Annotated in this window: 26 protein-coding genes; 12 read left to right on the top strand and 14 right to left on the bottom strand. The window is 59.2% G+C overall.

Going from position 1 to position 24,299, the window contains the following annotated elements:
- Positions 1-59 precede the first annotated feature (59 nt).
- The 5 genes from mnmE to ACZ5RI_RS02135 all read left to right on the top strand — a co-directional run bounded on the left by mnmE (position 60) and on the right by ACZ5RI_RS02135 (position 5,745).
- Positions 60-1,343, top strand: a complete 1,284-nt coding sequence (gene mnmE, locus ACZ5RI_RS02155; protein ID WP_464514467.1) for a tRNA uridine-5-carboxymethylaminomethyl(34) synthesis GTPase MnmE — start codon at positions 60-62, stop codon at positions 1,341-1,343.
- Positions 1,344-1,479: 136 nt separating this feature from the next.
- On the top strand, positions 1,480-3,378 hold the full coding sequence (gene mnmG / locus ACZ5RI_RS02150) for a tRNA uridine-5-carboxymethylaminomethyl(34) synthesis enzyme MnmG (protein ID WP_464514466.1): 1,899 nt from the start codon (positions 1,480-1,482) through the stop codon (positions 3,376-3,378).
- A 14-nt stretch (positions 3,379-3,392) separates the two neighbouring features.
- Complete coding sequence (gene rsmG / locus ACZ5RI_RS02145; RefSeq protein ID WP_464514465.1) at positions 3,393-4,046, top strand: 16S rRNA (guanine(527)-N(7))-methyltransferase RsmG; 654 nt, start codon at positions 3,393-3,395, stop codon at positions 4,044-4,046.
- Positions 4,043-4,867 carry a ParA family protein gene (locus ACZ5RI_RS02140; protein WP_464514464.1) on the top strand — a complete coding sequence of 275 codons (825 nt, stop codon included), beginning with the start codon at positions 4,043-4,045 and terminating at the stop codon, positions 4,865-4,867. Before rsmG ends, ACZ5RI_RS02140 begins: the two co-directional genes overlap by 4 nt.
- The gene (locus tag ACZ5RI_RS02135) at positions 4,864-5,745 is read left to right on the top strand and encodes a ParB/RepB/Spo0J family partition protein (protein WP_464514463.1); all 882 of its coding nucleotides are present in this window, start codon (positions 4,864-4,866) and stop codon (positions 5,743-5,745) included. Before ACZ5RI_RS02140 ends, ACZ5RI_RS02135 begins: the two co-directional genes overlap by 4 nt.
- Here the strand turns inward: ACZ5RI_RS02135 and hisA are convergent.
- From hisA to folE, 5 genes are all read right to left on the bottom strand, one after another.
- Positions 5,732-6,457 (bottom strand): 1-(5-phosphoribosyl)-5-[(5-phosphoribosylamino)methylideneamino]imidazole-4-carboxamide isomerase, encoded by a 726-nt coding sequence (gene hisA, locus ACZ5RI_RS02130; protein WP_464514462.1) that lies wholly within the window; start codon positions 6,455-6,457, stop codon positions 5,732-5,734. The two genes, ACZ5RI_RS02135 and hisA, sit on opposite strands and share 14 nt — an antisense overlap.
- The gene (gene hisH / locus ACZ5RI_RS02125) at positions 6,454-7,095 is read right to left on the bottom strand and encodes an imidazole glycerol phosphate synthase subunit HisH (protein ID WP_464514461.1); all 642 of its coding nucleotides are present in this window, start codon (positions 7,093-7,095) and stop codon (positions 6,454-6,456) included. The genes hisA and hisH overlap by 4 nt, the downstream gene beginning before the upstream one ends.
- 61 nt (positions 7,096-7,156) lie before the next feature.
- The gene (locus tag ACZ5RI_RS02120) at positions 7,157-8,812 is read right to left on the bottom strand and encodes a cation:proton antiporter domain-containing protein (RefSeq protein ID WP_464514460.1); all 1,656 of its coding nucleotides are present in this window, start codon (positions 8,810-8,812) and stop codon (positions 7,157-7,159) included.
- 81 nt (positions 8,813-8,893) lie between these two features.
- On the bottom strand, positions 8,894-9,643 hold the full coding sequence (locus ACZ5RI_RS02115) for a YebC/PmpR family DNA-binding transcriptional regulator (protein WP_464514459.1): 750 nt from the start codon (positions 9,641-9,643) through the stop codon (positions 8,894-8,896).
- 150 nt (positions 9,644-9,793) lie between these two features.
- On the bottom strand, positions 9,794-10,411 hold the full coding sequence (folE, locus tag ACZ5RI_RS02110; protein ID WP_464514458.1) for a GTP cyclohydrolase I FolE: 618 nt from the start codon (positions 10,409-10,411) through the stop codon (positions 9,794-9,796).
- A gap of 157 nt (positions 10,412-10,568) precedes the next feature.
- Here folE and ACZ5RI_RS02105 point away from each other — a divergent pair, with 157 nt between their 5' ends.
- Both ACZ5RI_RS02105 and ACZ5RI_RS02100 read left to right on the top strand, forming a co-directional pair.
- Positions 10,569-10,979 (top strand): tellurite resistance TerB family protein, encoded by a 411-nt coding sequence (locus tag ACZ5RI_RS02105; protein WP_464514457.1) that lies wholly within the window; start codon positions 10,569-10,571, stop codon positions 10,977-10,979.
- Complete coding sequence (locus ACZ5RI_RS02100; RefSeq protein ID WP_464514456.1) at positions 10,976-11,494, top strand: SixA phosphatase family protein; 519 nt, start codon at positions 10,976-10,978, stop codon at positions 11,492-11,494. The genes ACZ5RI_RS02105 and ACZ5RI_RS02100 overlap by 4 nt, the downstream gene beginning before the upstream one ends.
- Here the strand turns inward: ACZ5RI_RS02100 and ACZ5RI_RS02095 are convergent.
- Entirely contained in the window at positions 11,460-12,038 is a 579-nt protein-coding gene (locus ACZ5RI_RS02095; protein ID WP_464514455.1) for an N-acetyltransferase family protein, read from the bottom strand. The two genes, ACZ5RI_RS02100 and ACZ5RI_RS02095, sit on opposite strands and share 35 nt — an antisense overlap.
- A 513-nt stretch (positions 12,039-12,551) precedes the next feature.
- Positions 12,552-13,709: an acyltransferase family protein gene (locus ACZ5RI_RS02090; RefSeq protein WP_464514454.1), complete on the bottom strand. Its 1,158-nt coding sequence runs from the start codon at positions 13,707-13,709 to the stop codon at positions 12,552-12,554.
- A gap of 144 nt (positions 13,710-13,853) precedes the next feature.
- Between ACZ5RI_RS02090 and ACZ5RI_RS02085 the strand changes: the two genes are divergently transcribed.
- From ACZ5RI_RS02085 to ACZ5RI_RS02070, 4 genes are all read left to right on the top strand, one after another.
- Positions 13,854-14,423 carry a PAS domain-containing protein gene (locus ACZ5RI_RS02085; RefSeq protein ID WP_464514453.1) on the top strand — a complete coding sequence of 190 codons (570 nt, stop codon included), beginning with the start codon at positions 13,854-13,856 and terminating at the stop codon, positions 14,421-14,423.
- Positions 14,424-14,464: 41 nt separating this feature from the next.
- The gene (locus tag ACZ5RI_RS02080; RefSeq protein WP_464514452.1) at positions 14,465-15,502 is read left to right on the top strand and encodes an alpha/beta fold hydrolase; all 1,038 of its coding nucleotides are present in this window, start codon (positions 14,465-14,467) and stop codon (positions 15,500-15,502) included.
- 10 nt (positions 15,503-15,512) lie between these two features.
- Complete coding sequence (locus ACZ5RI_RS02075) at positions 15,513-15,833, top strand: excalibur calcium-binding domain-containing protein (RefSeq protein ID WP_464514451.1); 321 nt, start codon at positions 15,513-15,515, stop codon at positions 15,831-15,833.
- A 95-nt stretch (positions 15,834-15,928) separates the two neighbouring features.
- Entirely contained in the window at positions 15,929-16,456 is a 528-nt protein-coding gene (locus tag ACZ5RI_RS02070) for a PAS domain-containing protein (protein ID WP_464514450.1), read from the top strand.
- Positions 16,457-16,484: 28 nt separating this feature from the next.
- On the opposite strand, the gene ACZ5RI_RS02065 is transcribed toward ACZ5RI_RS02070, so the two are convergent.
- The 3 genes from ACZ5RI_RS02065 to rsfS form a co-directional block, all read right to left on the bottom strand.
- Positions 16,485-18,251 carry a DUF4861 family protein gene (locus ACZ5RI_RS02065; protein WP_464514449.1) on the bottom strand — a complete coding sequence of 589 codons (1,767 nt, stop codon included), beginning with the start codon at positions 18,249-18,251 and terminating at the stop codon, positions 16,485-16,487.
- An 89-nt stretch (positions 18,252-18,340) separates the two neighbouring features.
- Positions 18,341-18,823 carry a 23S rRNA (pseudouridine(1915)-N(3))-methyltransferase RlmH gene (gene rlmH, locus ACZ5RI_RS02060; protein WP_464514448.1) on the bottom strand — a complete coding sequence of 161 codons (483 nt, stop codon included), beginning with the start codon at positions 18,821-18,823 and terminating at the stop codon, positions 18,341-18,343.
- On the bottom strand, positions 18,824-19,840 hold the full coding sequence (gene rsfS / locus ACZ5RI_RS02055; RefSeq protein WP_464514447.1) for a ribosome silencing factor: 1,017 nt from the start codon (positions 19,838-19,840) through the stop codon (positions 18,824-18,826).
- A 73-nt stretch (positions 19,841-19,913) separates the two neighbouring features.
- On the opposite strand from rsfS, the gene ACZ5RI_RS02050 reads away from it, so the two are divergent.
- Positions 19,914-20,129: a hypothetical protein gene (locus tag ACZ5RI_RS02050; RefSeq protein WP_464514446.1), complete on the top strand. Its 216-nt coding sequence runs from the start codon at positions 19,914-19,916 to the stop codon at positions 20,127-20,129.
- Positions 20,130-20,184: 55 nt separating this feature from the next.
- On the opposite strand, the gene ACZ5RI_RS02045 is transcribed toward ACZ5RI_RS02050, so the two are convergent.
- Genes ACZ5RI_RS02045 through obgE form a run of 4 tightly spaced genes read right to left on the bottom strand, consistent with a single transcriptional unit; the run spans position 20,185 to position 24,289 of the window.
- Positions 20,185-20,775: a nicotinate-nucleotide adenylyltransferase gene (locus ACZ5RI_RS02045; RefSeq protein WP_464514445.1), complete on the bottom strand. Its 591-nt coding sequence runs from the start codon at positions 20,773-20,775 to the stop codon at positions 20,185-20,187.
- A 4-nt stretch (positions 20,776-20,779) separates the two neighbouring features.
- The gene (locus ACZ5RI_RS02040) at positions 20,780-22,024 is read right to left on the bottom strand and encodes a glutamate-5-semialdehyde dehydrogenase (protein ID WP_464515529.1); all 1,245 of its coding nucleotides are present in this window, start codon (positions 22,022-22,024) and stop codon (positions 20,780-20,782) included.
- 54 nt (positions 22,025-22,078) lie between these two features.
- Entirely contained in the window at positions 22,079-23,248 is a 1,170-nt protein-coding gene (proB, locus tag ACZ5RI_RS02035; RefSeq protein WP_464515528.1) for a glutamate 5-kinase, read from the bottom strand.
- Between the two features lie 3 nt (positions 23,249-23,251).
- Positions 23,252-24,289: a GTPase ObgE gene (gene obgE / locus ACZ5RI_RS02030; RefSeq protein ID WP_464514444.1), complete on the bottom strand. Its 1,038-nt coding sequence runs from the start codon at positions 24,287-24,289 to the stop codon at positions 23,252-23,254.
- Positions 24,290-24,299 lie beyond the last annotated feature (10 nt).

Genomic DNA, 24,299 nt, shown 5'->3' with positions numbered 1-24,299 from the left:
GTGGCACAACCTCACAAGGTCCGTGAAACATGATAGCCGATCGAAATACAATTTATGCTTTGGCTTCAGCGCCCGGTCGGGGTGGGGTGGCTGTGGTGCGGGTGTCCGGTGCAAAGGCACTATATTGCCTTAACGCATTGACGAGAAAAGAGAATATCGTCCCGAGGGCTGCGCATCTCTACACCTTATATAATAGCGAAGGCGCATCGATCGATACAGCGCTGTGCTTAAGCTTTCCGGCACCGGCCAGTTACACCGGCGAGGATGTCGTCGAGTTTCATATTCACGGCGGCAAGGCGGTGCTGGCGGCACTGTACGAAGCCATCAGTGCCATCGATGGTTTGCGTATGGCCGAGCCAGGGGAGTTTACCCGCCGCGCGGTGGAAAACGGCAAGCTGGACCTCACCCAAGCCGAAGCGATTGCCGATCTGGTGGATGCCCAGACCGAGATGCAGCGCCGTCAGGCCGTGCGCCAGTATGGCGGGGCGCTGGCCCAGCTTTATGAAAGCTGGCGCCGCGAGCTGATGCAGATTCTGGCGCTGACCGAAGCGGCGATTGATTTTGCCGATGAAGAAATTCCCGACGACACCGTGAATGTGGCCGGGCTTAAAGTTGAAGCGCTTAAGACAGCCATAGAGCGGCATCTTAATGACGGCCGCCGCGGTGAAATCCTGCGCGAAGGCCTGAAACTTGCGATTATCGGTCCGCCCAATGCCGGTAAAAGCTCGCTGGTAAATGCTTTGACAGCACGCGAGGTGGCGATTGTGTCGGATGAAGCCGGTACCACGCGCGATGTGATCGAGGTGCGGCTGGATCTGGGCGGCTACCCAGTGATACTGGCCGATACTGCCGGATTGCGAAATGCCGTCGGGAAGATCGAAGCCGAAGGGGTGCGCCGCGCCATTGGTGCAGCGGAAACTGCCGATCTGGTCGTACTGCTGCGTGATGGCACCCTGCCTGACGAGGATATGGATCTTAGCGCCATCACCGCGCCGGTGCTGAAAGTTTGGAACAAGGCGGATCAGCCCTGGCCGGTGCCGCGCGACGGCCTGGCCATTTCGGTGCGGACCGGTCACGGCATTGATCAGTTGCTGGAGGCTATTACTCATGCCGCAAAGCAAAGAACCGAGGATGGCGGCGATGCCCCCCTCACCCGCCCGCGTCATCGTGAAGCTTTGCGTGCGGCGCTGGCAAGTTTGCTGCGGGCTGGCCAAGCAACCGAGCCGGAATTGTTCGCGGAAGACGTGAGACTGGCCCTTCGTGCTATCGGACGTATTACTGGTAGTGTCGATGTTGAGCACATACTTGATATTGTGTTCCGGGATTTTTGTATCGGTAAGTGAGTGTTTCACGTGAAACATTCGCTGTGATGGATAACCCCTTGATAACCTTAAATGCTGCAACACAGCGGGGTTTAAATGGTCTTGGCTGCTAATCATCCCTTGCCCTCACCCGCCCCCTCGCCTATGTCACCTAGCCATGAGCGGATATGATGTCATTGTAATCGGTGGCGGCCATGCAGGTTGCGAAGCAGCAGCGGCTGCGGCGCGGGCTGGGGCCAAGACTCTGCTGATCACCCATAAGCGCGCCACCTTAGGCGAAATGTCGTGCAACCCGGCCATTGGCGGGGTGGGCAAAGGCCATCTGGTGCGTGAAATCGATGCCGCCGATGGTTTGATGGGCCGGGTGGCCGATGCCGCCGGTATTCAGTTTCGCTTGTTAAACCGCCGTAAAGGCCCCGCAGTACAGGGCCCCCGGGCACAGGCGGATCGTCAGCTCTATCGCGCCGCCATGCAGGCCGCGCTGGCCGAAACCGCCAATCTTTCCATTCTGGAAGCCGAAGCCGACGATCTTATCCTGCGGGATGGCCGGATTGTCGGTGTGGTGACGGCTTCTGGTGAACGTATCGGCGCGGGCGCTGTGGTGCTTACCACTGGCACCTTCCTGCGCGGTCTGATCCATTTGGGGGATCGCAAGGTTCCGGCTGGGCGGGCGGTTGATGGCCGGCCGGAATTTGCCGGTGATGCGGTCGAGGCGCCCTCCATCGGGTTGGCCAACACACTGAAATCCCTCAATCTGAAGGTCGGACGGCTCAAAACCGGCACCCCTGCCCGCCTCGACGGCAAAACCATCGATTGGGCCCAGCTGGAAGAACAGCAAGGTGATGATCCGCCGGTGCCGTTCTCATTTCTGACCAAGGCAATCACCACCCCGCAGACCGTCTGCCATATCACCCGTACCACGGAAGAGACCCACCGGATTATTCTGGCCAATCTCGACCGGGCCCCGCTCTATTCCGGCCAGATTGAAGGCCGTGGTCCGCGCTATTGTCCCTCGATCGAAGATAAAGTGGTGCGTTTTGCTGCCCGCACCAGCCATCAGATTTTTCTCGAGCCGGAAGGGCTGCATACCGATACGATTTATCCCAACGGCATCTCGACATCGCTGCCCGAAGATGTGCAGCGGGCGATGATTGCTTCGATCCCGGGCCTCGAAAAGGTCCGGATCGAGCGGCTGGGCTATGCCATCGAATATGATTTCGTAGATCCGTGCGAACTTTTCGCCTCGCTCGAGGTCAAACGGGTCCCTGGCCTGTTCCTGGCAGGCCAAATCAATGGCACCACGGGCTATGAAGAAGCCGCCGCACAGGGGCTGATGGCCGGTATCAATGCCGCGCTGAAAGTGGGCGGCCATAATCCGCTGATTCTTGACCGCGCTTCGGCCTATATCGGGGTAATGATCGACGATCTGGTGACCAAAAGCGTCACGGAACCCTATCGTATCTTTACCTCGCGGGCGGAATACCGCCTGACACTGCGGGCCGATAATGCCGATCAGCGTCTTACCCCGCTGTTTATGGCTGCCGGTGCGGTTGGCCGGAACCGGCGGATGGCCTTTGGTGATAAAATGTCCCGGCTGGAGGCCGCGCGGACTAAAATGAAAGCCCTCAATCTGACGCCGAACGAAGCCCTGAAATATGGGGTTTCTATTCGACATGATGGGGTGCGGCGCACGGCACAGGAAATTCTTGGCCTGCCCGAGATGGATTTTTCCCGGATTTGCGCCATTTGGCCGGAACTAAACGGTTTTTTGCCTGATGTGATCGAGCAAATCGAGGTTGATGCCCGCTATGCCGGTTATCTCGACCGTCAGGAGGCTGATATCCTCGCCTTCCGGCGTGACGAAGCCATGCAGTTACCTGCCGACCTCGACTATACGCTGGTGGCCGGGCTTTCGACCGAAGCGGCCCAGAAACTCGCCGCCATCCGTCCGCAAACACTGGGACAGGCCGCACGGATTGATGGGGTCACCCCTGCCGCCGTTACGCTAGTCCTGGCGCACATCAAAGCGGCCAAAAACGCCACCAAGGTGGCCTGAAAATGGAAAACCCTATGGCTGAAACGGACGACCGTGGGGCTTTTGAGGCCGCCTTTACTGTTTCACGTGAAACCAGCGAGCGGCTGGCCTGCTATGCCGAGACCTTAAAAGACTGGAACACGCGCCATAATCTGGTTGCCCCGGCCACGCTGGCCGAGGTCTGGACGCGCCATATCCTCGACAGCGCCCAATTGGCGGCGTTTATCCCGGAAACGGCCAAAACTCTGGCCGATCTGGGTAGCGGTGCTGGTTTTCCCGGTCTGGTGCTGGCCCTGCTGTTTGAAGGCCGTCTGGACGTCAGTTTGTTCGAAGCCACCCACAAAAAATGCGATTTTCTGGCGGCGGCGGCGGAAAAAATGGCTCTTAAAGTCAGCATCCGCAATGAACGTGTCGAAGATGCCCGGCCCTTTGGCTATGACGTTGTCAGTTCGCGGGCCTGTGCGCCGCTGCCCAAACTGCTCGGCTATGCGGCCCGCTGCATCGGGCCACACAGCATTTGCCTGTTCCCTAAGGGCGAAAATTACCGCGCTGAATTGACCGAGGCCGAAAAAAACTGGAGGATGAAGCTTGCAACCCATCCGAGCCAGACCCATAAAAGCGGCGTAATTCTTGAAATTTCACAGTTAAAACCGCTTCGGCTAACCCCTCGTCAAAGGCAGCATCCGTGAAAGCTCAACCGCGTATTTTCGTCGTTGCCAATCAAAAAGGTGGCGTGGGGAAAACCACCACGGCGATCAATCTCGGCACGGCACTGGCCGCCGTTGGCAAATCAACCCTGGTGATCGATATCGACCCGCAGGGTAATGCCTCGACCGGGCTGGGGCTGGGGGTGCACGAGCGCGAACGCACCATCTATGATGTGCTGATGGGCCAGGCGGCGGTTGGCGAAACCATCGTCGAAACCAAGATCCCCAAGCTCTATCTTTTGCCAGCGACCGTCGATCTGTCGGGCGCGGAACTGGAGCTGATTGACGTAGATCGGCGCAATTTCCGGCTTAAAGACGCGCTGGAAAGCTTTTTTGCCGAATCCGGAACCGATCTGGAATATATCCTGATCGACTGCCCGCCTTCGCTGTCGCTTTTGACCATCAATGCCATGGTCGCGGCCAATGCCGTACTGGTGCCGCTGCAATGTGAGTTTTTCGCACTGGAAGGCTTAAGTCAGCTGTTAAAAACCATCGAACTGGTGCGGGACAGCCTCAATCCTGATCTCGAAATTCAGGGTATTGTGCTCACCATGTCGGATAAGCGTAACCGGCTGTCGGTGCAGGTCGAGGCGGATGTGCGCTCGCATCTCGGGCCCAAGGTCTATAAGACGCTGATCCCGCGCAATGTCCGCATTTCCGAAGCGCCTAGTCATGGCCTGCCCGCGCTGGTCTATGATCTGCACTGCCCTGGCTCTCAGGCCTATATCCGGCTGGCCAGCGAAGTGATCCAGCAGGAAACTGCGCGTCAAAAGTCCAATAGAATCAACGAGGAAGCCGAATGAGCCCCGAGATCAAAAAATCCGACGACGCACGCGTTCGCGGGCTTGGCCGGGGCTTGTCCGCCCTGCTCGGCGATGACACCGCGTCTGGTCGCGGCGCAACCGAGGCCCGTAATCGTGGTGGGCGCAGCCTGCCGGTGGCGTTTCTGCGCCCGAACCGCTTTCAGCCGCGTAAGCGTTTCACCGAGGCTGATTTAAGCGATCTCGTTGAATCTATTAAAGAAAAAGGCGTTTTACAGCCCATTCTGGTCCGTCCGGTTGCGGGCGAGATCGACGCCTATGAAATTGTTGCCGGTGAACGGCGCTGGCGTGCGGCCCAAAAAGCCAAGCTGCATGATGTGCCGGTGGTGATCCGCGAAATGAGTGATCGCGAATCACTTGAAATCGCCATCATCGAAAATGTTCAGCGCGCCGATCTGAACGCCATCGAGGAAGCCGCCGCCTATCATGAACTGATGGAACGGTTTGAATATACTCAGGAACAGGTTGCCAAGCAGGTTGGTAAAAGCCGCAGCCATGTCGCCAACACCTTACGCCTGCTGACATTGCCGCCAGCGGTGCAGGTTTTGTTGCAGGATGGCTCGCTCACCGCCGGTCACGCCCGCACGCTGGTGGGCGACCCCAATGCCGAAGCCCGTGCCAGGGAAATCATCGCCGGGGCGCTGAATGTGCGCCAGAGCGAGAAGCGCACCGGTCAGAAAAAGTCGGTCAAACTGCCCCAGCACGACCCCGATATTCTGGCCCTGGAAGACAGCATTTCCAATAGGTTAGGTCTGAAGGTAACGATCATCGACCATGGTGAAAAGGGTGGCGAGGTTCATATCAATTACCTCACCCTCGAACAGCTCGACGATATCGCAAGCCGGCTCAAGCGCGGCTGAGCTTTAACGCCTCGGTGGGATCAATGCGGCCGTCATACAGTGCACGGCCGATCACCACGCCCTCGATGTTGGCTTCCTTCGTCGCTTTCAGCGCGGCGATATCCTCAATACTGCCCACCCCACCCGAGGCGATCACCGGCACCCGGACCGCTTTGGCCAGCGCCGCGGTGGCTTCGACGTTGACGCCGCCCAGCAGGCCATCGCGATCCACATCGGTGTAGAGAATGGCGGCAACCCCGGCATCTTCAAACCGCTTGCCCAGTTCAATCGGGGTCAGGCTGTCGGTTTCGGCCCAGCCGGCGGTGGCAATCTTACCGCCCTTGGCATCGGCCCCGACGACGATCTGACCGGGGAATTTGCGCGCGGCCTCTTTGACCAGCGCGGGGTCTTTGGCCGCCACGGTGCCCAGAATAACCCGGGTGATCCCGGCGGCGAGCCAGAACTCGATCGCCGCCAGATCGCGAATGCCGCCACCCAGCTCGATCGGCAGGCTGATGGCAGCCCTGATCGCCCTGATGGCGTCGGCATTGACCGATTTGCCGGCAAAGGCGCCATTGAGATCTACACAGTGCAGCCATGAAAACCCTGATTTTTCAAAGTCTTGCGCCTGCGCGGCAGGGTTGACATTGAAAATGGTGGCCGATGCCATTTCGCCTTTTTTCAGGCGGACGCAGGAACCATCTTTGAGGTCGATTGCAGGAAAAAGGATCACGGCTGCCAACGTAAAAAGTTGCTGAGGATGATTTGACCGACCGCCTGGCTCTTTTCCGGGTGGAACTGAAAGCCCGCGATATTGGCGTGGCCCACGGCGGCGGCAAATGGCCCGCCATAATCGGCTTCGGCCAGAATGTCGGCCGGATCGCTGGCCAGAAATTTGTAGGAATGCACGAAATAGACATGCGCCCCGTCCGGCAGCCCGGCAAACAAGGCGTGTTTGGCAAAACGCGGCTCGTTCCAGCCCATATGGGGGATTTTTAAGGTCGGATCGGATGGGGTGATTTTGACCACCTCGCCCTTGATCCAGTTCAGCCCGTCATGGTTGCCAAATTCACGTCCAACCGTGGCCATAAGCTGCATGCCGACGCAAATGCCAAGGAAAGGAATTTTTTCCTCAAATACCATCCGGTGCAGGGTTTCGGCCATGCCCGGCAGCGCCTTCAGCCCGGCCATGCAATCGGCGAACGCGCCCACGCCGGGCAGTACAATGCGTTCAGCGGTGGCGATGATTTTCGGGTCGGCGGTGACGACAATCTGCTGGCCGCTGCCACTTTCAGAAGCGGCACGGGCCAGGGCTTTTTCTGCTGAACGCAGATTGCCGGAGCCGTAATCGATCAGTGCTACGATAGCCATAATAGTGTGTTTAACCTAAACCCGGCGCGTCGCCAAGCGCGGCACATTTAACCAAAACGCGTCAGGCGCGCACAAAACCCAGCATCGCACTGGCCAGTTCGCGTTCGCCCATCACCACGGCCGAGGCCCCCTGCTCGGTCAGATCGGTAATTTGTTCGTCAAAATGGGCCCGGGCGATAATCGGCAGTGTCGGATTGATCTGGCGGGCCTGTCGGACGACTTCGGAGGCCTCGAACGCTTCCGGAATGGCGACAAACAGATAGCGCGCACCGGCAAGATTGGCGGCATGCAGCACGGCCTGCGAAGCGCCGTTGCCTTCGATGAAATCGAACTTGTCTTTACGCAGATATTCGCGTGCATCCGGGGCGTCTTCGATCACCAGAACCGGTACCGCCTTGGTCTTTAGCGCCGCGGCCAGCAGCCGCCCGACCCGGCCATAGCCGACAATCACAATATGGTCGGTCAGGCTGGTCGGTGGCGGAATAACCTCGACCGGTAAAGGCTCCTGCGGGATCTCGTTGTTCTGCTCGTACGGCACCAGACGGCGATAGATTTTCGACAGGCTGGCAAAAACCAGCGGGTTGAGGAAAATCGTGAGGATCGAGGTGCCCAAAATCAGATCTCGGCCATCATTGGGCAGGATGTGCAGGCCCACCCCCAGATCCGCCAGAATGAAAGAAAATTCGCCGATCTGCGCCAGACTGGCCCCCAGCGTCAGGGCCGCGGGCCAGGATTGGCCCAGAAAACGCGCAATACAGCTGGCAAAAACCGCACTGGCGAACACCACCGCCACCGCCAGTGCCAGTGCCAATGGCTCTCGAATGATGACCATCGGGTCGAACAGCATGCCAACCGAAATGAAGAACAACACCGCAAAGGCATCGCGGAAGGGCAGCGATTCCTCGGCCGCCCGTTGCGACAGCGGCGAGTCACTGAGGATCATGCCCGCCAGAAACGCCCCGAGCGCGATCGAGACCCCGAACAGTTCCGACGCAATGAAGGCCACCCCAAGGGCCACCGACAACACCGCCAGCCGGAACAGCTCGCGCGAGCCGGTGTGGGCAATATAATGCAGCAATTTCGGCATAATCCGGCGGGCGGCAAAAAACATCAGCGCGCCAAAGGCCACCATTTTGCCCAGCGTCGCCCATAATGAAATGAACAGCTTGCCGATATCGACATTGCCTCCGTCGATGATTCCGGCAAAGGGGGGGATCAGCACCAGCGCCAGAACGGTGATGATGTCCTGCATCACCAGCCAGCCCACCACCAGTCGCCCGCGCTCGGTATCGATCTGGCGGCGGTCGGTCAGTGCCCGCATCGCCACCACGGTCGAGGCCACCGCCAGCGCCATGCCCAGCACCAGACCGGACGACAGCCGCCAGCCGAGCAGCCGTGCCGCGCCAAAGCCCAGCAGCACCGCGATAGTGACCTGGATCAGGGCGCCGGGGATCACAATGGCCCGGATCGACGACATATCCTTGATCGAGAAATGTAAGCCGACCCCGAACATCAGCAGGATCACGCCGATTTCGGCCAACTGCAGTGTCAGATTGGCATCAGCAATGAAACCGGGGGTAAAGGGGCCCACCAGCACACCGGCCAGCAAATAGCCGACCAGCGGCGACAGCCTGAGGCGGTTCGCCAGGGTCCCAAATCCAAAGGCCAGACCCAGGCCGATGACGATAACGGCAACCAGCGGGGATTCATGGATCATGTCCCCACTATAGCGGAAATTTTTATTGGAACAATTTCGCCTGCCGTTTTGTTGGAATCCGGCAGGCGATGTTAAAAGCGCTTATTCGCCGCTGATTTTGGCGACAAAGGCATCCGAGAACTGATAGTTGCCAGTGACATGCTGCACGTCATCGTGATCGTCCAGCGTATCAACCAGCTTCATCAGGGTTTCGGCAGCATCGTCCGGCACCGTAATGGTGTTCTGCGGGCGGAACGTAATGTTCGCGGATGTCGGCACCCCCAGCTTGGCTTCAAGGGCGTCACGCACCTGGGCAAAGCTGTCTGGCGAGGAAATGAATTCATGCCCGTCTTCGGACGAGATGCACTCATCCGCCCCGGCTTCCAGGGCAACTTCCAGCATTTCGTCTTCGCTGCCCTTGTCCGCCGGATAGGTCACAAGACCGACGCGCGAGAACATAAAGGCGACCGAGCCGCTTTCACCCATTGCCCCACCGAATTTGGTGAAGGCGGCACGCACATCGGCGGCGGTGCGGTTGCGGTTGTCGGTCAGGGCTTCGACGATCAGCGCCACGCCACCGGGGCCATAGCCCTCGTAACGCACCTCATCGTAATTCTCGGCATCACCGCCCTGGCCCTTTTTAATGGCGCGCTCGATATTGTCCTTGGGCATATTTTCGGCGCGGGCCGCAATCACGGCGGATCGCAGACGGGCGTTATGCGCCGGGTCGGGCAGACCCGACTTAGAGGCAACCATGATTTCACGGGCCAGCTTGGAAAAGAGCTTTGAACGCTCCTTATCGGCTTTGCCTTTGCGGAACATGATATTTTTAAACTGGGAATGGCCGGACATGGGCGTATCTCTGCGACGAATTGAACGTATGTGAGCGTATCTTGGCGATACGTATAAGACATATTGGGAATAGCCAATATGCCTAGGGATTTTCAAGGGCAGGCGGCGAAATTGCCACTTTTCCTACAAAAAATCTGTATTTAGCCCCCGTCAGACATCCCGCGCGGTCGGACTGCCGATCATGCTTAGGAATTCCCGCCGGGTGGTCGGGTTGGTGCGGAAGGCCCCCAGCATGGTCGAGGTCACCATGGTAACCCCCGATTTGTGCACACCACGGGTGGTCATGCACTGATGGGCCCCTTCAATCACCACCGCCACACCCAGCGGCTGTAAAACGCTCTGGATGCAATTGGCGATCTGGGCATTCATCTTTTCCTGCACTTGCAGGCGTTTGGCATAGGTGTCGACCACCCGTGCCAGCTTGGAAATACCCACCACCTTGCGCCGTGGCAGATAGCCGACATGAACCTTGCCGATGATCGGAGCCAGATGGTGCTCGCAATGCGATTCAAAGCGGATGTCTTTCAGCACGATCATATCGTCGTAACCGGCGACTTCCTCGAAGGTGCGGGCCAGATATTCCTCGGGGTCTTCCGAATAGCCCGAAAACCATTCCTCGAAAGCGCGGGCCACCCGTGACGGGGTATCGCGCAAACCTTCCCGCGCCGGATCATCACCGGCCCAGCACAACAAGGTGCGGATGGCGGCTTCGGCTTCTTCGCGGGATGGGCGGCTCAGCGGCTCTGAGCCTGGTATCGGATCGGACATCGGTTGCTCCTCTATCGACCGCACCATGACCCGCCCGCCCGGTGCAATCAACCATGAGCACGGTAGGGATTGCCAAGCGGCAGCCTCAACCTTATCTTTCCACCCTGTGGGGTTAATATACGTTATAGGCGGTTTTAAACCGCTGGCGGAGATGTTCATGCAAACCATCAGTCCTCATGCGGCGCTTGTCTATGTCATGGTCATCACTTCGGCGGCGGATGGCGCGATGAACGACCGTGAGCTGCGCGCCATCGGGGACATCACCCGCGATCTGCCGGTTTTTGCCGATTTCGATCAGGACAAGCTGATCGAAACCGCCCGCAACTGCAGCGCCATTTTACAGGATGATGATGGCCTGAACGCCGTGCTTGGTCTGATTAAGGAAGCCCTGCCCGATCATCTGCACGAAACCGCCTATTGGCTGGCGCTGGAAGTCGCGCTGGCCGACGGTGCTGTACATATTGAAGAAATCCGCATAGTCGAAGCCCTGCGCCATACGCTGGGTTTGGAACGACTGATCACCGCCGCGCTGGAGCGCGGGGCGCGTGCGCGGTTCCAGACGCTGTGAAACGGCTGCTGCTCTTGCGCCATGCCAAGGCGCTGGACGGTGCGGACGATGCAAACCGCCCGCTGGCTTTACGTGGCTGCGATGATGCAGCCCGGCTCGGCCATTATCTGAACCAGCATGGCCCCGCCCCCGAGCTGGTCTATTGTTCGACCGCGCTGCGCGCCCGCCAGACCGCCGATCTGGTGCTCGAAGGGGTGCGCACCCGGGTCCAGTATGCCGCCGGTCTCTATCTGGCGGACGAAGATGTGATCGAGGCGTTTGTCTGGGATGGCGGCACGGTCAACTGTCTGGCGATTGTCGGCCATAATCCGGCCCTGGCTGACTATGCCCGCCATCTGGTGCGCGCGCCGGATAATGCCCGGTCAGATCAGGCCTATGGTGCACTTAATCTGCATTATCCGCCCGGCACACTGACGGTGATCGATTTCGATGTCGATGACTGGACCGATGTTGGCCCGCGCTGCGGCCGTCTGGTCAGCTTTATACGGCCGGTGGATCTGTATCCCGAACGTTGACCGGGGTGCGCCGTGGGCCGGACACATCCAGCCTGTCCCAGCCATAGGCGATTTCGATAACCTCTTCGCCCATCAGCATGGTGCCGCGTTCGGCCACCGCCTTTGCGCCCATCGCTTCGCAGAAAAAACGCGACTGAATCAGGGCATTGACCCACACCAGGCATGATCCCATGCCGAACACCGACATTTCCTTGAAGGTGGCCTTGAGCAATTGCCAGCCTGCGCCAAAACCGTAATAAACCGGATCAACGTAAAGCGCGGTAATTTCACCGTCATAGCCCAGGGCGGCATCGCGTGTCGGGGTGAAGGCGGAAAATCCAATAATTTTATTTTGATATTCTGCCAGCAGCACCGCCTCGGGCGGGCGAACCGCAATCAGCTTCTGCCAGCGGGCGGTCTGCCCCTTGTGCGTCATCACCCGCAGCAATGTGTGTGGCAACACGCCCGGAAAGGTATCCTGCCAGGCGTCAATGTAAACCCGCGCGATCTCAGAGGCGTCCTCCGGACGCGCCGTTCGGATTTTCGGCACATTCGCGTCGCTCATGGCATCAAGCTTTGCTCGAAAGCAGACCGACCGCAAGGGCATCGGGCGCATTTCTTTTAACACGCCGTATCAGAATGGTTTTTCTGACCGATGTACTGAAATTTCGGTTGATGTCCTTGCCGGTGCTGATCTGGGTTGCTTTAGCCAGCGACGTTGAATAACGCCAGATAGAGCAGGTATCCTACACCACCCAAAAACGCCAAGGTGAGAACGCCCGCGCCGATCGACCGTGCCAAGTTCGAGACCGTATCCATGTTGCTCTCCCTTTCGGGTAGTCCTGCCGCAGATCGGCGGTATCTACCTTAGGAAGAAATATATACCAGCCATATTGCTGCCACAATAGATCGCCTTAAGCGTGTGTGCGTAATGGCTATGTCTATGCAGCATACCGGGCACAGTTTGGTGCACCCTCAAGCGGGCGCGCGGGCAAATTTAGGCGTAGAGCTTTGCCCGATGCCCAAATCTGGTGGTGGCTGCCTGTTACAGGGCATAACGGGCGCAGTTGGGTTAGCCTTAAGGCTTGGTAAAAAGCTTCTTAAGCGCTTTCGTTGCTGGCACCTCGACACCGTAATACAGCAGCGCCCCCCAGAGGACGCACAGGGTCAGCAGCACCCAGGGTTCGAAACGCCATAAAAGATCACCAACGGCAAAGCCGAAAGCGTGCGTTTCACCGGGCGGGTAAACCCGCTGGGAAAAATAGCGAAACAGCTGCAACCACAAAATCTGGCCCATATAGATGGCATAGGACCATTCGCCAAGTTTACGAAACGGTGCGGTTTTAAAAAGGCTTGCGAGAAAACCACGATCAAACGCCAGCGCGAAAATCAGCAGAAAAAGCGTTCCGGCAATCCAGACATCTTTGGGCCCGTGCGCCCAGCGGATACCATAAAAGGCCCATATTATAAGGGATAAACTCAACAGCTGTGCCAGTGAAAAAATCCATGTGGGGATTTTTTGCGCACCGTTTCGGATCGCTTCGCGGTAAAACATCGCAAGTGCGCAGCCCACCGCAAAATCGGCGATCCCGCGCAAAACTCCGTTATGGAAAGTCAGATCCAGCCCATGCCTGTTGCTGGCCGCCAACCAGGCCAGCGCCGCTATGGCGGCCACTGCCAGCAGCATCGCCCGCTTGATACCGCCCTTGGCCCATAACGCATAAAGCGGAAACAGAATGCACAACAGAAATTCGGCACTGACAAACCATGACGCTTCGTTCCAGGTCAGCCAGGGGAAAAGGTTCCACGCCTGCACCATAAACAGGGTGGCGATGAAACTGGGCCAGGTGTTCATCGGCGGCCAGGGGCCGTTATAGATCGAGACATAGCCGTAGATCTGCGCAATCAGATTAAGCGCGCCCATCAACAGCAACATCGAAAACAGCGTGACGAGGTGCAGCGGATAAAGCCGGATCAGACGATTGCGCAGAAAAGGCCAATATGCGCCGTGGCGAAATTTGTCGGCCTGTGCGCCGTAGACATGGATCAGAATAAAACCTGACAGGGCAAAGAAAAATTCGACCCAGAGATAGCCCTTGCCGATCACCAGATCGAACCAGGGATTCTGGCGGTAACCATGTCCTTCGCAATAATGATAGAGCACCAAAATCAGCGGTGGCAGTGCCCGCGCCCCAGCCAGAGCCTTGATTTCGACGGGGCGTGTCGGAAGCGTCATACCAGTACCTTCTGCGGCCAAAGTTGTATGCCCTGCCCATAGCATAGCACGGCCGCCGAAGGGCAGCCCGCCGCCTGAGAATTCTTCACGTAATATATACGAAATCGGGAGAATATTACTCTTTACATCCAGGGGTATATCTAAATGGATGGGCAAGGCAACGCCCCAGATCCGTCGGTGCCAGATGTGTTATCGCAGGGATTAATTGATCTTTCTCTGGCCGAAATCACCGCCGATCCTGTTTTGAGCGAAGCTTATGGTTACTGGCGCGCGCAGCGGCGCGGTCGTAAATTTCCTGCCCGGGGTGACATCACTCCGCGCGGCCTCAACAAACTGCTGCGCCACACCGCGTTGATTGCGGTTCTTGATCACGGTGCCGATTATGAATACCGCATCGTTGGCGATGCCTGCGTGCTGGCCCATGGCTATACCCCACAAGGGCAGCGCTGGAGCCAGCTTGATACCAGCGACAGCGTCTATGCCCAGCAATGCAAAAAAATTTATGACACGGTGGTGCGGTATGGTCGGCCGATGGCGGCGGGCGGTTTTATCGCCCGCAAATTTTTTAACCCGGAAAGTGGCGCGGATTTATTGCACTGCCTGCTCCTGTGCCTGCCCCTGGGCGAGGATGCCGCGTGTGTCGACTATCTGATCACCTTTGCGATTTACCGCTACGATTCTGCTTCGCTGCACATAAGCCAGCGCATTCCCTGAAAGTCTCAGAACCTATTGCTGTATAATCGGTGCTGGTTCGCGTGAAAAAAGCTGTCCCCCGGATGATTTCAATCCGCCATAAAGCCATTGGCTTTGCCCGTTGGGGCGTGTTGCTTCTGCTGCTGCTGATCGGGGGGGCGCTGACGGGCTGTGCGCCGCAACAGCCGCCGCCCGGTATGGTGATTGGCGCGCCGCATCTGTGTGCCGCATCCCTGATCACCCGGGATGGTACCGCGCTGGCGCTGCAACGCTGGCCTGCAGATCACCCCCGGGCCATTATCATCGCCCTGCATGGCATGGGCGATTATGCCAACGCCTTTGCCCTGCCCGCACCCGACTGGGCCGCCGGGGGCGTCACCACCTATGCCTATGACCAGCGCGGCTTTGGCCGTGGCCCCTTTCCCGGCCTGTGGCCCGGGGCCGAAATGCTGCGTCAGGATCTGGCCGATGCCATTATTGCGGTCCGCGCGGTCCATCCCGATGTGCCGGTCATTGTGCTGGGCGAAAGCATGGGTGGTGCGGTGGCGCTGACCGCACTGGAACGCGGGCTCGATGCCGATGGGGTGATCCTGGTCGCCCCGGCGGTGTGGTCTCGGGCTGATATGCCGTTGCTCTATCCGGTTGTGCTAACACTGGCCGCCCATGTCGTGCCCTGGGTTCATGTCAGTGGTGGCCATCTGAACATTTGGCCATCAGATAATATTGCCATGCTCAGGGCGATGGCGCGCGATCCTTTGGTGCAAAAAAACAGCCGTATTGATGCGGTTTACGGTCTGGTCAATCTGATGGATGATGCGCGCGCGGCCGCCGGGCGGCTTGCTGCTCCAAAATACCCGCCCGTGCTGCTGGTATATGGTGCCAAAGATCAGATCGTGCCGGCCCCGCCCACCGAAGCCGTCCGCGATAGCTTGCAATCGCGCCTTGGTAATGGTTTTACCGTTTACCGCTATGGTAATGGCTATCATATGCTGCTGCGTGACCGTCAGGCCGCGGCGGTTCGCCGCGATATTCTCGACTGGATCATGAAACCGCCTAACGGGCGTCGCTTGCCTCTTTTCGCGCCGGGGACCAAGGACTAAAACAGTCATCATGCCTGACAATGTCATTCCTTTTCGTCGTCCTGTGCGTAAAGCCGACGCCCCCAAGCCGAAGCTGCCGAGCCCCAAGCGCCCGCGTCAGCCGGGGCGCTGGCCACCCGCCAGCATTGCCTTTATCGCCTGCGTGGCGGCTTTTCTGGTAATTAAGACGTTCAGCCCGTGGCCGGTTGGGCTGACACTGCGCCATTTTGCGGCGGCGACCGGCTGCCCGACGGCGCGTTTCGTCGGTCTGGCCCCGGCGCATATCGGCGATGCCGGCTATTGGTCGCATCTGGATGGTGACCGGCGCGGCGTTAGCTGTTCTTCAACTTAAAAGCCAACTTTATCTAAGAAATACACGACAAATCGGTAATTCTTGAAAGCGGTCTCGGGCTTTTCGTCTCAGCTGTCCACTGTGGAGGCGTTTTCATGGATTTCCGTCAGGTCGATAAAAGTTTGGTGCACCCCAATCTGCTGCGCTTTGCACAATATTGCGAGGATCTTGCCGGTGGGGCGGAAATGCCGTCACGAAAGCGCTTTGAAGTGCGTAATGTGCCGTGGCTGTTTGGTTTTATCGTTGTGGCCGACGTGATCGGCAATGGTTCCGATTATCGCTATAGCCATGCCGGCGATTTCTGGAAGGCCATGCTGAATTATGACATGTGCAGCGTCAAACTCAGCGAACTGGAGGAGTGCGGCCGCTTTACCAACCTGCGGCCCAATTACGATGCCGCATTCAAAAGCCGGTCGCCACGCTATCGTGCCGCCGAACTGAAGTGGCGTGACGGCAAGACGGTCCGTTATGAACGCATCGTTATGCCGCTATGCGATGATGTCGGCCATGTGGTCGAGCTGGTGATTGCAGCCCAGTGCAGCCAGCCGCTGGCCGAGGTTCTGAGCTTACGTGGCACGGGTGAAGCAAAACTCACCCTCGAGGGTAACGAGCCGGAAATCTGACGGATCGGCAGTTCCGGCTCGCTGTTTCTTACGGCTTCGGATCGAAAGATACCGCAAGCGTGGTGGTCTCTTTCTGCCAGTCTGCTGCGCTGTGGATGTCGAGTCCTTTGTCCCACACCCCACCGGCGTAATAGACAAAGGGCTGGCCCGGGGTCACCTTGAGCAGCACCAGATAATTCCCGGCGTCCTGGCTGAAGCCGACGATCATTTTGGGATCGATCCGCAGTGCGGTGCCGATGGTGCCTTTTTCGGCGTCGGTTTCTTCCCATACAATCATCACGCCCCGTTCTTTATCGGTGAACAATCGCCCGGATTTGGTCGAGGTGCCATGGCGGTTAAGGCCGATGCCGACAATCAGCGGCGTCGGATCATCGGAAGAAATCGTCGAAATCATACGGGTGAAACTGGTGCCGGTTTTGAGCGAAAAGATCCGGCTTTCCCACACCTTGCGGTTCACACCTACCGGCCAGGGGGCATAGTGCACGACAAAGCGTGCCTCTTTGGGGCCGGGGTTAAGAATTTCCGCGCTTTGGTAATTGCGCGAAACCCACAGCTGATTGTCGTCCCAGATGCCCAAACCACCCATGCCACGGCCTGAGCCGACATCGTAAAAATCCAGCCCCTCGCCATGATAGCTGTGCTGGTCGCCGGTTTTGAGCTGGCGTTCCATAAAGGGATAGCGGACGTTCTTGCCCCAGACATCAATACCCGAGCCGGATGGCGGTTCCGCCGCCTCCAGCGCCTTAGCGTAAATCCGGTGGGCGGTGCGGTCGTTCTCCCACAGAATGTCGTTATAGCGGTAGGGTGCAACGCGGACGATGGCGGCGGCTTTCTGCTCGGTCGCAGGGGGTGGCGTCAGGCGTGATACGATTTGCGGACCGCTGGTCTCGCGATCCGCATAAAGGTCCGGACGCAGGGCCGGAACGGCTTTGGCCAGCTCATAGGCGACGATATTGGCGAAATACTCCGCCCCTTTCGCGCCCAGATGGGTGTAATCGAAGGTGCCGCTGGGAGCCCCCACCGGTTCCACCGCGGCATTATCCTGTGCGACGGCCATATCGGGTTGGACGGACGTGTTGGGCTGGCTTTTTAGGCCTGCCGTGGTGCCGGTTTCGGCGGCGGCCAGAACCTCATGGCTGGGTGGTGCCATGGCCATTTCGGTGGCTTTGGCCGCGCCCATCGCCTGCACGGCGCTGCTGCTGCGGGCAAACAGATCGACCAGCGGCACATGCAGATCGGCGGCGACTTTGCGCACAGCCTCGGCCCAGGGGCTCAGGCTGTCGTCGAGATGACCGTTGCGGAAAATGCGGCGGGTCAGCGGTGTGACCAGAACCGGTATCGCCCCGGCGGCCCGCGTCTCCTCGACATAGCGGGCCATGTTGGCAGGAAATTCGGTTTTAAGGTCGGTCGAACGGCCCGGCTTACCCGGTTGGTCGTTATGACCGAACTGGAACAGCACATAGGTCTGGGTGTAGCCGCCGGTGTGCATCTCCTTTAACGCCAGATCCCACGAACCTTCAGCGCGGAAGCTGAAGCTGGAGCGGCCGCCCCGGGCCAGATTAACGCATGTCAGCCCCTGTGTGGCATGGTTGGCGCAGAAGGCCGGGCCCCAGCCACCGCGCAGGGCGACGGTGGAATCGCCAACCAGAATGATTTTTTGCGCTGTGATCGGCCGGATCTGCGCCCGGGCTGGATCGTCGGGGCCGGCCGACTGAGCGGCGCCCTGACTTTGGGCCTGGCCTTGTGCGGCGGTCAGCAGTAATCCGGCACAAAGCACGCTAATGATTTTATACACGAAACACCCTCCCATATTATGGGATGATATTGGCGTGTGTTGCGCGCTTCTGCCAGTCACGAATGTGCGACTGGCTCAAGACGGTTATTTCAGGCGCGGTGATACGGGTGTCCGGCCAGAATGGTCATGGCCCGATAGACCTGCTCGGTCAGCATGACGCGCACCAGAAGATGCGGCCAGATCTGCTGGCCAAAGGCGAGCGAGCGGCCGGAATGTTTGCCCGGCAACGTGGCCAGACCATCCGGCCCGCCGATGACAAAGCACAGATCCTGTGTTCCGGCATCGCGCAAGGCCCCGATGAACTCGGCAAAGGCTTCCGACGTCATGCCTTTGCCGCGCGCATCCAGCAAGACGATATGGGCGGCATCCGGCACACGGGCGGCCAGCTTTTCGGCTTCCTCGGCCATGCGCTTTGCCTCCTCGCGGTGCTTGGAGACTGGCACTTCGACAACGTCTACAGCCGTAAAGCCGAGCTGGCGGCCCATTTGCCGGGCGCGGTGGACGAAATCGTCCACCAGATCGCCCTGTGGTGTACCACGCGCAAATCCGACCGCCAGTATCGTCAGCCGCATTTACCTTTTGGCTCCCTTGCGGGAGGCCCGCTGCGGCTTAGGCGCCTTTTCCGGTTCGGGAACCGACCACATACCCTCGATGTCGTAATAGGTGCGCACTTCCGGGCGGAAGATATGCACGATGACATCACCGGCATCGACCAGTGCCCAGTCGCCCTGACCCACGCCACTCGGCGGGCGGACGCTGTAGCCGGTTTCCTTCAGGCGCTGGACCAGATGCTCGGCCATCGAGGCGACGTGGCGTGTCGACGTGCCGGTGGCCACCACCATCCAATCGCACAGGGCCGAACGACCGGTCAGTTCGATGGGAACGATATTCTCGGCCTTGTCACCATCCAGCGACACGATGATGCGTTCGAGCAGCACCGGCATATTCGGTGTGATAACCGGGGTGGTTTTAACCGGTGCGGTCTCGGGCGCGGTTTCGGGCGCCTGATCCACCACCGGGGTTTCCGGCAGGGTTTCGACGATCAGATCGTCTGTTACCTGTTCCGGGGTCGCGAGAGCCGGCTTGGGGGCCGCAACTTTTTTGACGCGCTTAACCGGAAGCTTTTTAGCCACCGCCTTGGCTGCGGGCTTTGGGGTGGCGACCTTTTTGGAGACGGTCTTCTTCGTGGCAGTCTTCGGCGCGACCGCTTTGCCGACAGGCTTTTTCGCTGCAACGGTCTTTTTAACGACCGCCTTTTTGGTGGCGACTTTTTTAGCCCCAACCTTTTTCGTCACAGCTTTTTTAGCAACGGCTTTTTTTACCGGGGTCTTTTTCGCCGCGATTTTCTTGGCAGCCACTTTCCGGGCGGGAGCCTTTTTGGCAACCGTCTTTTTTGCGACCTTCTTTACCGGAGTTTTTTTGACAGCAGCGGTTTTCTTAACAACCACGGCTTTCTTTTTCACAACCTTAGTTGCGACCGTCTTTTTAACAGCCTTTTTCAGGGCGGTCTTCTTGGTGGCGATCTTTTTGGAGACCGGCTTCTTCGCGGCAACCTTTTTAAGCGCAGCCTGCTTCGGCGCAGCTTTCACGGCCACTTTTTTCGCGATACTTTTTTTGGTGACAGCCTTTTTTGCGACAGGGGCCTTCTTCGCAGGTGACTTCTTGACAGAAGCTTTTTTCACCGCGGCCTTTTTTGCAACGGGCTTCACAGCCACGGGCTTTGCCTTGACCTTTTCCTTTTTGGCGGCCTTTACAGCCGTCTTTTTCGCCGGTTTTACGGCTTTGGTTGTCTTGGCAGGGGGGTTCTTGACCGTTTTGGCGGCCTTTGGGGTCTTGGCGATCAGTTTGGGCCTCCGTTGGCACTGGCAGTTTGATTAGGGGCACCATAACACGGTCGCATCACACCAACCAAGTGCTGTGGAGGATTTGCGGGCTATTTCTGCCAGAGACCTTTGGCGCGGATCGCGGTGGCGCTTTGCGGGTTGCGCCGGCCATCCAAAATCAGCAAGCGGGGTGCGGGCCCCAATCGTGTATCGCGAAAGCGGCCAAGCTGGGCCATCGCTTTGGCTTTGAGGGGGGCCAAAACCGTCCCGGGACGGAGCACCACGGCAATCGGCACTTCATCGGCGATGCCCCGCCAGTTTTTCCAGCGGTGAAACTGCATCAGATTATCGCTGCCCATCAGCCAGACGAACTGCACCTGACAGAAGCGTTTCTTCAGTGCCCGGAGGGTGTCGATGGTGTAGACGCTGCCGGTGCCGCGCTCCAGATCACTGACCCGGATCGCCGGGTGGCGGGCAATGGTGCGGGCCTGTTCCATGCGGCTGGCCAGCGTGGCCATGTCGGCGGGATCTTTTAAGGGGTTGCCCGGCGAGACCAGCCACCAGACAAAATTGAGCCCGAGACGGCGCAGTGCCACCTGACTGATATAGACGTGGCCGTCATGGGCCGGATTGAACGAGCCGCCCATCAGACCGATGCGCATGCCATTGGCAATGGGGCCAGGGGGCGTGATCAGGGGCATGGCATCAGGGCCGGGTCTGGCCGTTGCCCCGCACCTGATATTTGAAGGTGGTGAGCTGCTCAACGCCAACGGGGCCACGGGCGTGCATCTTGCCGGTGCCGATACCGATTTCCGCCCCCATACCAAACTCGGCCCCATCGGCGAACTGGGTCGAGGCATTCCACAGCACGATGGCGGAATCGACATCGTTCAGAAAGGTTTCCGCCGTAGCGGCGTCTTCAGTCAGAATGCTTTCGGTGTGATGCGAGCCATAGGTTTCGATATGGCGAACAGCGTCTGCAACGCCGTCCACAGCCTTTACCGAAATGATGGCATCAAGATATTCCGTGCGCCAATCTTCTTCACTTGCAGCGGTGACCCCGGCAAGGCCAAGCCCCTGCACCGCCGCATCGCCGCGCACGGCACAACCGGCTGCGAGCAGATCTTCGATCAGGGTTTTGCCTAAGCCTGCCAGAACAGCACGGTCGATCAGCAGGGTTTCGGCCGCGCCACAAATGCCGGTGCGCCGCATCTTGGCGTTCAGCACCACTTTGCGGGCTTTTTCGCCATCGGCGGCGGCATCGACATAGACGTGGCAGATGCCCTCAAGATGGGCCAGTACCGGCACGCGGGCTTCGCTTTGCACGCGGGCCACCAGACTTTTGCCGCCACGCGGAATGATCAGATCGATGGTGCCGCCTAAGCCCGCCAGCAGCAGGCCAACAGCCGCGCGGTCGGTGGTGGGCACCAGTTGCACGGCCTCGGCCGGAACACCCGCCACACGCAACCCTTCCTGCAACGCGGCCACAATCGCGGCCGAGGAATGGGCGCTGTCCGATCCGCCGCGCAAAATTACGGCATTACCCGATTTCAGGCACAGCGCCGCCGCATCGGCGGTCACGTTGGGGCGGCTTTCATAGATGATGCCGATCACCCCGATCGGGGTGGCAATGCGGGCAATGTCGAGCCCGTTGGGCCGTGACCAGCGTGCCAGTTCGCGCCCGACCGGGTCGGGCAAGGCGGCCACGGTTTCAAGCCCGGCGGCCATGGCTTCGATGCGGGCATCATTCAGCGCCAGCCGGTCGAGCATGGCTTTTGACAGGCCATTTTTACGCCCCGCCGTCATATCGATTTCGTTGGCGGTCTGGATGTCGGCTTTGTGGGTGCGCAGTGCTGCGGCGGCGGCGTAGAGCGCTTTGGTTTTGACCGCGTCGCTAAGGCCCCGCAAAATCGCGGCCGCGCTGCGGGCGTTTACGCCCAGTGCCAGCATGTCCTGTTCCAGCGTTTGGCTCACAACATCCCCCTTAAAAGCGATCCCGGGCAGTCACGCGACATGTTCAGCCCGCCCCAGGGCTTGTCCGGTTGCCGCCTGATCGGTCAGCGCCAGATCATCGCGATGGATCATTTCGTCCCGGCCGCGATAGCCCAGAATGGTTTCAATATCGACACTGTGCTTGCCCGCAATGCGTTCAGCATCCGTCGCGTTATAGGCCGACAGGCCACGGGCGATTTCGTGGCCCTGTACATCAAACACGGCCACGGCATCGCCGCGTTCAAAGCGGCCATCAATGCGTTTGATCCCGGCGGGCAGCAGGCTTTTGCCCTGATGCAGCGCAGCGACCGCGCCATCATCGATATACAGCCCGCCCTGCGGTTTCAGCACCCCGGCAATCCACAGCTTCTTGGCGGTGGCCGGATTGGTGCTGGCGATAAAACGGGTCGCGCGGCCACCCTGACGCAGTGCGGTCAGCGGGTGCAGGGTTTTGCCCATGGCAACGATGGTTTCGCAGCCTGCGCCGCCGGCGATTTTTGCCGCCACCAGTTTGGCTTCCATGCCACCACGGCCCAGGCCGCTGATCGAGCCGCCGCCCATTTGTTCAATATCGGGTGTGATCGCCTCGACCAGCGGAATATGGCGGGCGGTGGGGTCTTTGCCAGGGTCGGCGGTGTAGAGGCCATCGACATCGGACAACAGCACCAGAAGGTCGGCCCCGATCATCGAGGCGACGCGGGCCGACAGCCGGTCATTGTCACCAAAGCGAATTTCCGCTGTGGCGACGGTGTCGTTTTCATTAATCACCGGCACCGCGCTTAACGACAAGAGGGTTTTCAGCGTGGCGCGGGCGTTGAGATACCGCCGCCGTTCCTCGGTATCTTCCAGGGTCAGCAGAACCTGCGCGGCGGCAAAATTCTCGGCGCGGAACATCTCGGCATAGGCACCGGCCAGACGAACCTGGCCGGCGGCCGCGGCGGCCTGACTTTCTTCCAGCCGCAGCACGCCATCTTTAAGGCCAAGCACATGACGACCCAGCGCCACCGCGCCGGACGAGACCAGAATGACGTCTTTACCTTCGCGTTTTAAACCCGCGATGTCAGCGCACAGGCTTTTGAGCCAGTCGCGCCGGGCCGTACCGGTCTTGGCATCAACAATAAGCGAGGAACCGACCTTGACGACGATAAGCGAAGCGGCGGCAAAGGGATCGGTTCCGGTCAGCATTTAAGGTCTCCAGGGCGCAGGGGGCTTGTTTCCCGCTGCCTCTTTCTCGCGTTGTTCGGCGATGGCGGCCTGTATGGTGTGCAGCAATTCTTCAACGCCTGCACCGCTCACCCCGGAAAGTAGAAATACGGGTTTACCGCTTATCTTTTCCAGCGCTTTTTTCTTTTTGGCCAGTTCGGCTTTGTCGATGGCGTCGATTTTGTTGAGGCCGATAATCTCGGTTTTCTCGGTAATGCCAGCGCCATAGGCTTCCAGCTCGCCCCGAATGGTTTTGTAAGCCTCCTGCGGCTTATCCGCCGTGCCGTCGATCAGATGCAGAATGGCACCGCAACGTTCGACATGACCTAAAAAGCGATCGCCCAGACCAATGCCGTCATGGGCCCCTTCGATCAGGCCGGGCAAATCGGCCAGCACAAACTCGCTGCCACCGGCATTCACCACGCCAAGCTGCGGCGCCATGGTGGTGAAGGGGTAGTCGGCGATCTTGGGCCGGGCCGAGCTGACACGGGCCAGAAAGGTTGACTTGCCTGCGTTGGGCAAACCGACCAGACCGGCATCGGCGATCAGCTTCATTTTCAGGATAATAATTTTTTCTTCGCCGGGCAGGCCGGGCAGCGCATGGCGCGGGGCCTGATTGGTCGAGCTTTTGAAGCGGGCATTGCCGAAGCCGCCATTGCCGCCGCTTAAAAGCCGGACGCGCTGGCCCACTTCGGTAAGGTCGGCGATCAGGGTCTCGCCGTCTTCTTCGTAAATCTGGGTGCCGGTCGGCACCTTGATGACGGCGTCGGCGCCACCGGCCCCGGTCATCTCTTTACCCATACCGGGCAGGCCGTTCTTGGCGCGGATATGTTGCTGGAAGCGGTAATCGATCAGGGTGTTGAGGTTGTTCACCGCCACCGCCCAGACATCACCGCCCCGGCCGCCGTCACCGCCCCAGGGGCCGCCAAATTCGATGTATTTCTCGCGGCGGAAGGCGATGCAGCCGGCACCGCCTGCCCCAGAAGAAATGTAAACCTTTGCCGTATCGAGAAATTTCATCTGCTGTCCT

The sequence above is a fragment of the Micropepsis pineolensis genome (genome assembly GCF_055392125.1).
The sequence above is the reverse complement of the archived record's forward strand: the minus strand, read 5'-3'. Positions and strand labels throughout refer to the sequence as shown.

Bases quoted from the DNA above. Each gene is read 5' to 3' on its own strand.
- mnmG (WP_464514466.1), top strand. From the start codon at position 1,480: ATGAGCGGATATGATGTCATTGTAATCGGTGGCGGCCATGCAGGTTGC.
- rsmG (WP_464514465.1), top strand. From the start codon at position 3,393: ATGGCTGAAACGGACGACCGTGGGGCTTTTGAGGCCGCCTTTACTGTT.
- ACZ5RI_RS02135 (WP_464514463.1), top strand. From the start codon at position 4,864: ATGAGCCCCGAGATCAAAAAATCCGACGACGCACGCGTTCGCGGGCTT.
- hisH (WP_464514461.1), bottom strand. From the start codon at position 7,095: ATGGCTATCGTAGCACTGATCGATTACGGCTCCGGCAATCTGCGTTCA.
- ACZ5RI_RS02120 (WP_464514460.1), bottom strand. From the start codon at position 8,812: ATGATCCATGAATCCCCGCTGGTTGCCGTTATCGTCATCGGCCTGGGT.
- ACZ5RI_RS02115 (WP_464514459.1), bottom strand. From the start codon at position 9,643: ATGTCCGGCCATTCCCAGTTTAAAAATATCATGTTCCGCAAAGGCAAA.
- folE (WP_464514458.1), bottom strand. From the start codon at position 10,411: ATGTCCGATCCGATACCAGGCTCAGAGCCGCTGAGCCGCCCATCCCGC.
- ACZ5RI_RS02105 (WP_464514457.1), top strand. From the start codon at position 10,569: ATGCAAACCATCAGTCCTCATGCGGCGCTTGTCTATGTCATGGTCATC.
- ACZ5RI_RS02095 (WP_464514455.1), bottom strand. From the start codon at position 12,038: ATGAGCGACGCGAATGTGCCGAAAATCCGAACGGCGCGTCCGGAGGAC.
- ACZ5RI_RS02090 (WP_464514454.1), bottom strand. From the start codon at position 13,709: ATGACGCTTCCGACACGCCCCGTCGAAATCAAGGCTCTGGCTGGGGCG.
- ACZ5RI_RS02085 (WP_464514453.1), top strand. From the start codon at position 13,854: ATGGATGGGCAAGGCAACGCCCCAGATCCGTCGGTGCCAGATGTGTTA.
- ACZ5RI_RS02075 (WP_464514451.1), top strand. From the start codon at position 15,513: ATGCCTGACAATGTCATTCCTTTTCGTCGTCCTGTGCGTAAAGCCGAC.
- ACZ5RI_RS02070 (WP_464514450.1), top strand. From the start codon at position 15,929: ATGGATTTCCGTCAGGTCGATAAAAGTTTGGTGCACCCCAATCTGCTG.
- rlmH (WP_464514448.1), bottom strand. From the start codon at position 18,823: ATGCGGCTGACGATACTGGCGGTCGGATTTGCGCGTGGTACACCACAG.
- ACZ5RI_RS02045 (WP_464514445.1), bottom strand. From the start codon at position 20,775: ATGCCCCTGATCACGCCCCCTGGCCCCATTGCCAATGGCATGCGCATC.
- ACZ5RI_RS02040 (WP_464515529.1), bottom strand. From the start codon at position 22,024: ATGCTGGCACTGGGCGTAAACGCCCGCAGCGCGGCCGCGATTTTGCGG.
- obgE (WP_464514444.1), bottom strand. From the start codon at position 24,289: ATGAAATTTCTCGATACGGCAAAGGTTTACATTTCTTCTGGGGCAGGC.